The organism is Arthrobacter sp. GQ119 (assembly GCF_059759125.1).
Genome location: NZ_JCAXEA010000043.1, coordinates 1 through 10,592, shown reverse-complemented (window position 1 = coordinate 10,592; position 10,592 = coordinate 1). Strand labels below are relative to the sequence as shown.

Here is a 10,592-nt window from a genome sequence, read left to right as displayed (position 1 = left end):
GGGTGATCGTCGGAGCTTTGGTGGCGGGGAGCGTAAGCCGTTTGGTGATCGTCCGCGTCGTGAGAGCGAGGGAGATCGCCGAGGCTTCGGCGGCGGCGAGAACCGCAAACCGTTTGGTGACCGCCAGGAGAGGGCGCCGCGCAGCTTTGACCGGGGCGACACCGGTCCGCGCCAGTTCGGCCGTGACAGGGCAGAAGACCGTCCGGTCCGCGTCCCCAACGTACGGGACCTGCGCAGCGCGAACCGCCCGGACCGCGAGCGTTCCCCCGAGATTGATGAGGACGTGACCGGCAAGGAACTGGACCGCGCCACACAGCACCAGATCAAGACGCTCGAAGCCAAGAGCGCTGAATGGGTGGCCCGCCACCTTGTCATGGCCGGCCGTCTCCTCGACGAAGAGCCCGAACTCGCCTTCCAGCATGCCCTGGCTGCCAGCCGGCGCGGGGGACGGCTCGCTGCCGTCCGCGAAGCTGTCGGCCTCACGGCGTACGCCGCCGGACACTACGGCGAGGCCCTCCGTGAGTTCCGGACCTACCGCCGGATCAGCGGCTCCAACGTGCACCTGCCCGTCATGGCTGACTGTGAACGCGGACTCGGACGTCCGGACCGGGCCCTGGACGTGGTCCGGTCCGAGGAAGCCCAGGACCTGGATGCCCCCGGCAAGGTGGAGCTGGCGATCGTCGCGTCCGGTGCCCGTTCAGATCTGGGCCAGCTCGACGCCGCCGTGGCCGAGCTGGAGATCCCGCAGCTGGACATCAACCGCGCCTTCTCCTACAGCCCCCGCCTGTTCCGTGCTTACGCAGACGCCCTGACGGCCGCTGGCCGTGAAGCCGAAGCCGGCAAGTGGCACCGCCAGGCACTGGTGGCAGAGGAAGCCCTGGGGATGGGGGTTTCCGAGGAGCCGGACATCATCGACCTTGGCTGGGACGAGGAAGAGGAAGCCCGCGAGGAAGCCGAACGCCGCCGACTGATAACCCAGGCGGCAGCAGATGCCGCTCCCGAACAGGCAAGCGCCACTGCCGCGCAGCAGGCCGCAGAGGTCAATCCCGAGACCGCAGCCTCCGGGGCGGAGAGCGCGTCGGCAGGCGAGAACATCGACGACGCCGAAACCGACTACTTTTCGTCCGACGACGCCGAGTCCGACGCCGACTCAGCCGAGCCGGAGGATGAGGACGACGTCGAGGGCGGTGCCGGCGGGGCGGAAGCACATGGTGAAGCTGGGGCCCACGGCGAGACCGAAGCCCACGACGAATCTGAAGTTCACGAGGACCGCCGGCATGAAGGCTCGGAGGACTAGGAACGTATGACTGACACGCACCTGATTTCGCGGTTCGACGCGCTGCTGTCCGACCTGGACGGCGTGGTGTATGCGGGTCCCCATGCCATCCCCGGCGCAGTGGATTCGCTGCAGCGCCTGGACGGCATCGGCGTCGGGCTCGGTTACGTGACCAACAACGCGTCCCGTACCCCGGCCCAGGTGGCCGCCCACCTGCGCGAGTTGGGTGCCCCGGCCGAAGACCACCAGGTGGTGAGTTCGTCGCAGGCGGCAGCTGAGTTGCTCGCGTCGCTCCTTCCGGCGGGCGCTGCCGTCCTCATCACCGGCAGCCCCGCTCTGGCCCACGAAATCGAGCTCATGGGCCTGACGCCCGTACACAGTGCTGCGGACAAGCCGGTGGCCGTCGTGCAGGGTTTCAACCCCGAAATCGGTTGGAAGGACCTGGCCGAAGCATCGTACGTCGTGGCTGGCGGCGCCTTGTGGGTGGCCACCAACACGGACATGTCCATCCCGCAGGCCCGCGGGATCGCGCCCGGCAACGGCACCCTCGTGGCGGCTGTTGCTGCCGCAACCGGCCAGACGCCGCGCGTCGCGGGCAAACCGGAGGCCCCACTGTTCCACGCTGCGGCCAAGCGCCTCGCGGCTGAGCGCCCGCTGGTGGTCGGCGACCGGCTGGACACGGACATCCTGGGCGGCAACCGGGCCGGCTTTGCCACCGTGGCGGTCCTCACCGGCGTCGACACCCGGGAGACGATCCTCGCAGCCCGTACGGACGAACGGCCTGACTTCCTCATTGACGACCTCACCGGGCTGTACCAGCCGTACCCTGCCGTGGAGCACGACGGCGGCACTTACCGCTGCGGTGACGCCTCAGCTTCCGTGGACGGAGCTAGTGTCCGCATCAGCGGCGGCAAGGACAACCTCGATTCCTGGCGTGCGGCGTGTGCCGCATGGTGGAATGCCCGCCCGCAGGCTCCGACGGCCACAGCGCCCGTGCTTGACTGGCTTGGTCAATAGACTGGTGCAATGACAGAGCCAAATCCTGATGCCGAGCCGGACGCAGCCGCGCAGATTGCCTGGCCCGAGCTGCCGCCTGCGGGCTTTGCCGAGTCGCACTCGGACGGCCCGCAGTCGGACGGCCCGCTGTCGGACGGCCCGCTGTCGGACGGCACGCTGTCGGACGGAACAGTGCAGGCAATTCTCGACCGCGTCCGGGATGTCCCCGGGCTTCCGGTGTCCGAGCACCCTGCCGCCTACGCGGAGATGCATGACAGTCTGCTGGCAGCTCTGAACGAGGACATGTCCGGGCCCGGCGCCGCGGCAGGACCCGGTGCCGCCTGATATGGCCAGACTCGACCAGATCCTCGTCAGCCGCGGGCTGGCGCGGTCCCGCACGCATGCCGCGCGGCTGATTGCCGACGGCAAAGTGACGTCGGCCGGCGACGTTCTCGCGAAAGCTTCGCTGCAGGTCGCCGACGATCGCGAGCTGACAGTGGCAGAAGACGCCACCGACGCGTATGTCAGCCGTGCCGGGCACAAGCTGGCCGGTGCGCTCGACGCGTTTCCCGCCGTGGCCGTCGCCGGGAAACGCTGCCTTGACGCAGGTGCGTCCACCGGCGGCTTTACCGATGTCCTGTTGAGGCGGGGAGCGGAGCACGTGGTGGCGGTCGACGTCGGGCACGGCCAGCTCGTCCCGCAGCTCAGGGACGATCCCCGGGTGAGCGTCCATGAAGGGCTGAACGTCCGTTATATGGACCCGGACCAGATCGGCGGCATGGCGGAGCTGACAGTGGCGGACCTGTCGTTCATCTCGCTGACCCTCGTAGTGGCGCCGCTGGCCGCGTGTACCAGCGCCGGCGGCGACATCGTACTCATGGTGAAACCGCAGTTCGAGATCGGCAAGGAACGGCTCGGCCGCACCGGCGTGGTCACGTCGGAGCGCGAACGCCGGATGGCAGTCGGTAAAGTAGCTGGGGCTGCCCTCGATGCGGGACTGGAACTATGCGGACTGGCCATCAGCCCGCTCCCTGGGCAGGACGGAAATGTCGAATACTTCCTGTGGATAAAACGAAGAATTGCCCAAGACTTGCCTAAGATCGAAGAGCGGGATGCAGCCGTGGCTGCGTTGCTCGGGACAATCTGGCCGAACCACTAGAGAGCGGAACCGATGAGCAGGCGTGTACTGGTACTTGCCCACACCGGCCGCGAAGAATCCCTGAAGGCTGCCTGGGAGGCGTGTGCCCAGCTGCACGCGTGCGGCATCATCCCGGTGATGCAGGAATCCGAACTGGGCGACATGGAGGGCTTTTTCGGCCGGCTGGAGCATCCTGTGGAGGTGCTTCACGACCATGTCCAGTTACCCGATGTGGAGCTCGTCATGGTGCTCGGCGGGGACGGCACCATCCTTCGCGCCGCGGAACTGGTCAGGGAAGTGGATGTACCCCTCCTCGGCGTGAACCTGGGACACGTGGGGTTCCTGGCAGAAAGCGAACGGGCTGACCTCACACAGACCGTGGAATGGATTGCCAGCCGTGAATACACGGTGGAAGAGCGCATGACCATTGACGTCCAGGTGTGGGTCCGCGGGCAAAAAATCTGGCACACGTGGGCACTCAATGAGGCGGCCATCGAAAAGGGGAACCGCGAGCGGATGCTTGAGGTGGTCACCGAAGTGGACGAGCGCCCGCTGACCTCCTTCGGCTGCGACGGCGTGGTGCTCGCCACGCCCACAGGCTCGACCGCCTACGCATTCTCCGCCGGCGGGCCCGTGGTGTGGCCCGAAGTGGAAGCCCTGCTGATCGTCCCCATCAGCGCCCACGCGCTGTTCGCCAAGCCCCTGGTTGTCTCACCGCGGTCCCGGCTGGCTGTGGAGGTGCTGAACCGGACGGACGCCCAGGGTGTGCTGTGGTGCGACGGCCGCCGATCGGTTGACCTCCCGCCCGGCGCCCGGGTGGAGGTCACGCGTTCCGCCACGCCCGTCCGGCTGGCCCGCACCCACCAGACGCCGTTTTCCGCACGGCTGGTCCGCAAGTTCGAACTGCCCATCCACGGCTGGCGGGGCCCGGTGCCGCAGTCCGGGACCATCACCACGGGCCCGGTGCCGATTGTTCGGACCCCGCGGCCCATGGCACCGCCGCCGGCGCCCGGATATGCCGGGCAGGTCCTGGCCGGGCAGGCTGAAGAAACCGATCCTCCGACCGGGAAGTGATCCATGCTTGAAGAACTGAGAATCCGCGATCTGGGCGTCATCACAGACGCCACGCTGCCGCTGGGCCCCGGGCTCAGCGTGGTCACCGGCGAAACCGGTGCCGGCAAGACCATGGTGGTCACCGCCGTCGGGCTGCTGCTGGGGGCCCGCTCTGACGCCGGGGCCGTCCGCAGTGGCGCCAAGAGCGCCTCCGCCGAAGCCGTCGTCAGGCTCGGTTCCGGGCATGTCGCCGTGCAACGCGCCCGTGACGCAGGGGCGGAGATTGAGGAGTTCGACGGCGGTGCGGAACTGCTGCTGTCCCGCCGCCTCGGGGCGGACGGACGCAGCCGGGCGTTCCTCGGCGGCAGGGCCGCCCCGGTGGGGGTGCTGGCCGAAATCGGCGAATCGCTCGTGGTTGTGCATGGGCAGTCGGACCAGATCAGGCTCAAGGGCGCCACAGCCCAGCGAGAGGCGCTGGACAAGTTCGCAGGGGACGCCCTGGCCGCCACACTCGGCGGCTTCCAACAGCTGTACGCCTCCTGGAAGGCCAGCCAGGCGGAGTTGGAAGCGCTCCGCAGTGCCGCACGGGACCGGCTGCGCGAGGCCGAATCGCTGGAGATCTCCCTGGCGGAGATCGACGCCGTGGACCCGCAGCCGGGGGAGGACGAAGCCCTCAAGGCCGAGGCCGTGAAGCTGGCAAACGTCGAGGAGCTTCGCATCGCCGCGACCACGGCGCACCAGGCGCTCATTGCCGAAGACTTCGGCGAAACCGGTGATGCCACCACGCTGGTGGACACTGCCAAAAGGACGCTGGAGCACGTGGCCGAGCATGACGAAGAGCTCGGAGGCGCCGCTGCACGCCTCGCGGAAGTGGGGTTCCTGCTCAACGACATCGCTACGGAACTGGCAAGTTACCAGGCCGGGCTGGACTCGGAGGGGCCCGAGCGGCTGGCCGAGATTGAGGAACGCCGGGCTGCCCTGGCCAAGCTGGTCCGCAAGTATGCGCCCAGCATTGACGAGGTCCTGGAGTGGGCAGAGAAGGCCCGCGTCCGCTTCGATGAGCTGCAGGACGATTCCACGCGGATTGAGGCCCTGGACGCGGAGGTGGCCAGGGCGGAGGCAGAGCTCACCAAACAGGCTGCGGCCATCAGCAAGATCCGGGCCAAGGCCGCCAAGGAACTCTCCAGCCGGGTCAGTGCCGAGCTGAAGGCCCTCGCCATGGCGGACGCCACCCTGGTGATCAAGATTGAGGCCGCCGGCCAGCTGGGACCCTATGGCGCGGACGAGATTTCCTTCCTGCTCCGGCCCCACTCGGGTGCGCCCGCCCGGCCGCTTGGCAAGGGTGCGTCCGGCGGTGAGCTTTCGCGGGTCATGCTTGCCATCGAAGTCGTGCTGGCCGCCGTCGATCCCGTGCCCACTTTCGTCTTCGACGAAGTGGACGCCGGGGTGGGCGGGCGCGCCGCCGTCGAAATCGGGCGCCGGCTGGCCATGCTGGCCCGCCACGTCCAGGTCCTCGTGGTCACCCATCTGCCCCAGGTCGCCGCCTTCGCGGACCAGCACATCCGGGTCACCAAAACGTCCGTGCGGGGCTCCGACGGCGCCACCGCCACCGGGTTCACCTCCAGTGACGTCCAGCTGCTGGACGAACCGGAGCGGGTCCGGGAACTGGCACGGATGTTGGCAGGCCAGGAGGACTCGGAGACGGCCCAGGCCCACGCACAGGAGTTGCTGGACGACGCGAAGTTCATGCCCCAGCGGGCCTAAGCGGCCTGCGCGCTCGGCTCGCTCTTGCCCACAGGCGCCGGACACGGGAGACTGAGGCATTTGGGGGCGCGATACCGACCCGTGGAAGGCTCAATTGATGATAGGCTCGAATTCCGTGGTGCAGCGATCAAATTCCCGTGTAAATTCCCGGTTCCCGGGCTCGTCCAAGACGACCAAACACATCTTCGTCACCGGCGGTGTGGCGTCCTCGCTCGGTAAGGGACTGACGGCGTCAAGCCTCGGCCACCTGCTGCGGGCACGCGGTTTGTCTGTAACTATGCAGAAGCTCGATCCCTACCTCAACGTGGATCCGGGCACGATGAACCCCTTCCAGCACGGCGAGGTCTTCGTCACAGACGACGGCGCCGAGACCGACCTCGACATCGGACACTACGAGCGCTTCCTCGACGAAAACCTCGAGGGATCTGCGAACGTGACCACCGGCCAGGTCTACTCAACGGTTATCGCCAAGGAGCGCCGAGGCGAGTATCTCGGCGACACGGTCCAGGTCATCCCGCACATCACCGATGAGATCAAGCGCCGCATGCGGCTCCCTGCCGAGGGCAAGAACGCGCCCGACGTCATCATCACCGAGATCGGCGGCACGGTTGGCGACATCGAGTCGCAGCCCTTCCTTGAGTCCGCCCGCCAGGTCCGCCAGGACATCGGCCGCACCAACGTCTTCTTCCTGCACGTGTCCCTGGTCCCGTACATCGGGCCCTCGCAGGAACTCAAGACCAAGCCAACGCAGCACTCTGTGGCGGCCCTGCGCTCCATCGGCATCCAGCCCGAAGCCATCGTGGTCCGCTCCGACCGCGAAGTGCCCGACGCGATGCGCGAAAAGATCGGCCGCATGTGCGACGTCGACATCGACGCCGTGGTCAACGCCGCCGATGCCCCGAGCATTTACGACATCCCGAAGACCCTGCACACCCAGGGCCTGGATTCCTACATCGTCCGTGCGCTCGACCTGCCCTTCAAAGATGTCGACTGGACCAGCTGGGACAAGCTGCTCGAGGCCGTCCACAATCCCAAGCACGAAGTTGAAATTGCCCTCGTGGGCAAGTACATCGACCTTCCGGATGCCTACCTCTCCGTGACGGAGGCCCTGCGTGCCGGCGGTTTCGCCAACGACGCCAAGGTCAAGATCCGCTGGGTCCCGTCCGACGAGTGCGAAACCCACGAAGGTGCTGTCCGTTCGCTGGACGGCGTGGACGGCATCTGCGTTCCCGGCGGGTTTGGTATCCGCGGCCTCGAAGGCAAGCTGGGGGCCCTGAAGTTCGCCCGCGAATCGAGGCTTCCGGTGCTGGGCCTGTGCCTCGGCCTGCAGTGCATGGTCATCGAGTACGCCCGCAACGTGGTCGGTTTGGAGGGTGCTTCCTCCAGCGAGTTCGAGCCTGACTCCAAGTACCCGGTCATCGCGACGATGGAAGAGCAGCTCGAGTTCGTTGAAGGCCGCGGTGACCTCGGGGGCACCATGCGCCTTGGACTCTACGAAGCCAAGCTGGACGAGGGCTCGGTCATCGCGGAAACGTACGGCACCACCACCGTCAGCGAACGCCACCGCCACCGGTACGAGGTCAACAACAAGTACCGCGATCAGATCGCGGCCCAGGGCCTCGTGTTCTCCGGCACATCGCCGGACGGCAAGCTCGTCGAGTATGTGGAGCTGCCGCGCGAAGTACACCCGTACTACGTGGCCACGCAGGCGCATCCTGAGCTCAGCTCGCGGCCCACGCGCCCGCACCCGCTTTTCGCCGGGCTGGTCAAGGCAGCCCTGGATCACCAGGGCGGCAGCGCCGACAACGGCTCCGCTGCTCCTGTGACCCGGACCGCAGCGTCGGAGCTGCCCGCTGCTGAGGCTGCCTCCGGGGCGACCGCCCGCTAGCTCACTGCCCGCTAGAGCTGACTGCAGAGTTGACCACAGCACCAATGACGGAGGACGGCGCGATGCCCGGAATTTCTGAAAACACCCCTGCTGCACGGCAGGTTTCGGATGCTCCGAGCCCGCGCCGTCTGCTGTCCACTGAAAAGGTCTACGAGGGCAGGATCTGGGACGTGGTGAGCGACAGCTTCAAGCTCACCGACGAAGGCAACCCGCTGGTCCGGGACTACATCGACCACCCCGGGGCCGTGGCCATACTGCCCATGAATGACGACGGCGAGGTGCTGCTGATCAAGCAGTACCGGCACCCGGTCGGCATGGACCTCTGGGAGATTCCCGCAGGCCTGCTGGACGTCGAGGGCGAGGATTTTGTGGCGGGGGCCGCGCGGGAACTCGCCGAGGAAGCGGACCTCGTGGCGAGCACCTGGAATGTCCTGGCGGACTTTTTCAACTCTCCCGGATCATCCAGCGAAGCCATCCGCATCTACCTTGCCCGCGGGCTCACCGAAGTGCCGCACCACGAGCTTCACCTCCGCACCGACGAGGAAGCCGAGATTGAACTGCACTGGATCCCGCTCGAAGAAGCCGTGGCCGCGGTGCTGGAGGGGCGCCTGCACAACCCGTCCGCCGTCGTCGGAGTCCTCGCAGCCGCTGCTGCGAAAGCAGACGGTTTTGACGGGCTGCGGCCGGCTGACGCACCATGGCCGGCCCACCCCAGCCAGCGCTGATGACCGCAGGCACGGCAGCAGCTGAGACCTCACCGGCCCCTGGTGATCCTGGAATTGGTGATCCTGGAATGGAGCCCCGGGAAGAGGCTCAGGTGCGCCCAAGTCCTGACCGTACCCGTCCCGAGCGCCCCAGGACCGCGATCGACCGGGCCGTGACCGACTACATCCAGCACATGGGCGTGGAGCGGGGACTGGCGGCCAACACCCTGTCCGCCTACCGCCGTGACCTCACGCGGTACTCCAACTACCTCGCCGCCGAAGGCCTCAGCCGCCCCGGCGATGTGACGCGCCGCCATGTGACGGGCTTCGCCCAGGCGTTGTCGGACGGTTCGGACGGCGGAACGCCGCTGGGCGTTCGGTCAGCGGCCCGCACCATCGTCGCCGTCCGGGGGCTGCACAAGTTTTGGGCATTGGAAGGCATGACGACGGCGGATCCCGCCAGCGATGTCCACCCGCCCATGCCGGGGAAGCGGCTGCCCAAGGCCATTACCGTGGATGAGGTCACCCGGATACTCGAAGCCGCCGGCACCGACACTGCGACAGGCCTGCGGGACCGTGCCCTCCTCGAATTCCTCTATTCCACAGGCGCCCGCATCAGCGAGGCAGTCGGGCTGGACGTGGATGACATCTCGGTGCAGCCGGCCGAAGACGGACCCGCCATCGTGCGGCTGTTCGGCAAGGGATCGAAGGAGCGGCTGGTTCCGCTCGGGTCCTATGGCGCCCGGGCCCTGGACGCCTACCTGGTGCGCGGCCGCCCCCTGCTTGCCGCCAAGGGCAAGGGCACGCCGGCGCTCTTCCTCAATGCCCGCGGCGGGCGGATCAGCAGGCAGAGCGCCTGGACGATTTTGAAGGCCGCCGCTGAAAAGGCCAACATCACCAAGGACGTGTCTCCGCACACCCTCCGCCACTCGTTCGCCACGCACCTGCTCGAGGGCGGGGGTGACGTCCGGGTGGTTCAGGAACTTCTGGGCCACGCCTCCGTCACCACCACGCAGGTGTATACGCTCGTGACGGCCGACACGCTGCGGGAAATCTACGCCGCAGCCCACCCGAGGGCCCTGGGATAAATCCGGATCGGGGCGGAAGCTGGTTTGCCAAACGCATGATCATGTCACTGCGGATTTCTGACGGATAGCGGACGCGCCGCTAGGCTGGACTGCATGACTTCGGTGCCCGTGACCCTGTGCTTCCTTCTTCGGGAGCGCCCGGGGAGCGGGCCCGAGGTGCTGCTGGGCCTCAAAAAGACCGGTTTCGGAACGGGCAAGATCGTTGGCCTGGGCGGCCACGTCGAAGCGGGGGAGACCGACGCCGAGGCTGCCTGCCGGGAGGTCCTGGAGGAAGCCGGCGTAGTGGTTCTCGAGGAGGACCTGTTCGACGCCGGATCGGTGGAGTTTGTTTTTCCCGCCCGCCCGGAGTGGGACATGAGCACGAGGCTGTTCACCACACGCCGGTGGCAGGGGGAGCCAGAGGAAAGCGCGGAGATTGCCCCGGCCTGGTTCAGGATCGACGACCTGCCGCTGGAGCGCATGTGGGACGATGCCACCCACTGGCTTCCGCACGCGCTGGGCGGTGCGAAGATCGACATCGTCATTGTTCTGAACGACGACAATGAAACGGTGCTTGACGTGCGGAACTACCTCAACCTGGGCCCTGAAACCCCGGGCATCCCCTAACCCCAAGGCCTACATGAAGACGCAGGAGTATCAAGACATAAAGCGGATGCTTGTTTCACTCAAGTTGGGGCGCCTCAAC

General features: G+C 67.3%; 10 protein-coding genes. All 10 read left to right on the top strand.

Annotated elements, in window-relative coordinates; translation table 11 throughout:
* Nucleotides 1-1,297 (top strand): hypothetical protein (locus tag AC6CH3_RS23075; protein ID WP_498134650.1); only part of this gene is annotated, 1,297 nt, incomplete at its 5' end.
* Between the two features lie 6 nt (nucleotides 1,298-1,303).
* Nucleotides 1,304-2,293 (top strand): HAD-IIA family hydrolase, encoded by a 990-nt coding sequence (locus AC6CH3_RS23070; protein ID WP_498134649.1) that lies wholly within the window; start codon nucleotides 1,304-1,306, stop codon nucleotides 2,291-2,293.
* A 9-nt stretch (nucleotides 2,294-2,302) separates the two neighbouring features.
* Nucleotides 2,303-2,617 carry a hypothetical protein gene (locus AC6CH3_RS23065; RefSeq protein ID WP_498134648.1) on the top strand — a complete coding sequence of 105 codons (315 nt, stop codon included), beginning with the start codon at nucleotides 2,303-2,305 and terminating at the stop codon, nucleotides 2,615-2,617.
* Nucleotide 2,618: 1 nt separating this feature from the next.
* The gene (locus AC6CH3_RS23060; RefSeq protein WP_498134647.1) at nucleotides 2,619-3,431 is read left to right on the top strand and encodes a TlyA family RNA methyltransferase; all 813 of its coding nucleotides are present in this window, start codon (nucleotides 2,619-2,621) and stop codon (nucleotides 3,429-3,431) included.
* Between the two features lie 12 nt (nucleotides 3,432-3,443).
* A complete protein-coding gene (locus AC6CH3_RS23055) occupies nucleotides 3,444-4,484 on the top strand; it encodes an NAD kinase (protein ID WP_498134646.1) in 1,041 nt (346 codons plus the stop codon).
* A 3-nt stretch (nucleotides 4,485-4,487) separates the two neighbouring features.
* A complete protein-coding gene (gene recN, locus AC6CH3_RS23050) occupies nucleotides 4,488-6,227 on the top strand; it encodes a DNA repair protein RecN (protein ID WP_498134645.1) in 1,740 nt (579 codons plus the stop codon).
* Between the two features lie 97 nt (nucleotides 6,228-6,324).
* Nucleotides 6,325-8,115, top strand: coding sequence for a CTP synthase (gene pyrG, locus AC6CH3_RS23045; protein WP_498134644.1), 1,791 nt, complete (start codon nucleotides 6,325-6,327; stop codon nucleotides 8,113-8,115).
* Nucleotides 8,116-8,177: 62 nt separating this feature from the next.
* Nucleotides 8,178-8,840, top strand: a complete 663-nt coding sequence (locus tag AC6CH3_RS23040) for an NUDIX domain-containing protein (protein WP_498134652.1) — start codon at nucleotides 8,178-8,180, stop codon at nucleotides 8,838-8,840.
* Between the two features lie 68 nt (nucleotides 8,841-8,908).
* Nucleotides 8,909-9,907, top strand: coding sequence for a site-specific tyrosine recombinase XerD (gene xerD, locus AC6CH3_RS23035; RefSeq protein ID WP_498134651.1), 999 nt, complete (start codon nucleotides 8,909-8,911; stop codon nucleotides 9,905-9,907).
* Between the two features lie 93 nt (nucleotides 9,908-10,000).
* Nucleotides 10,001-10,513, top strand: coding sequence for an 8-oxo-dGTP diphosphatase (locus tag AC6CH3_RS23030; RefSeq protein WP_498134643.1), 513 nt, complete (start codon nucleotides 10,001-10,003; stop codon nucleotides 10,511-10,513).
* Nucleotides 10,514-10,592 lie beyond the last annotated feature (79 nt).

Bases quoted from the DNA above. Each gene is read 5' to 3' on its own strand.
- AC6CH3_RS23070 (WP_498134649.1), top strand. From the start codon at position 1,304: ATGACTGACACGCACCTGATTTCGCGGTTCGACGCGCTGCTGTCCGAC.
- AC6CH3_RS23065 (WP_498134648.1), top strand. From the start codon at position 2,303: ATGACAGAGCCAAATCCTGATGCCGAGCCGGACGCAGCCGCGCAGATT.
- AC6CH3_RS23060 (WP_498134647.1), top strand. From the start codon at position 2,619: ATGGCCAGACTCGACCAGATCCTCGTCAGCCGCGGGCTGGCGCGGTCC.
- AC6CH3_RS23055 (WP_498134646.1), top strand. From the start codon at position 3,444: ATGAGCAGGCGTGTACTGGTACTTGCCCACACCGGCCGCGAAGAATCC.
- recN (WP_498134645.1), top strand. From the start codon at position 4,488: ATGCTTGAAGAACTGAGAATCCGCGATCTGGGCGTCATCACAGACGCC.
- pyrG (WP_498134644.1), top strand. From the start codon at position 6,325: ATGATAGGCTCGAATTCCGTGGTGCAGCGATCAAATTCCCGTGTAAAT.
- AC6CH3_RS23040 (WP_498134652.1), top strand. From the start codon at position 8,178: ATGCCCGGAATTTCTGAAAACACCCCTGCTGCACGGCAGGTTTCGGAT.
- xerD (WP_498134651.1), top strand. From the start codon at position 8,909: ATGGAGCCCCGGGAAGAGGCTCAGGTGCGCCCAAGTCCTGACCGTACC.
- AC6CH3_RS23030 (WP_498134643.1), top strand. From the start codon at position 10,001: ATGACTTCGGTGCCCGTGACCCTGTGCTTCCTTCTTCGGGAGCGCCCG.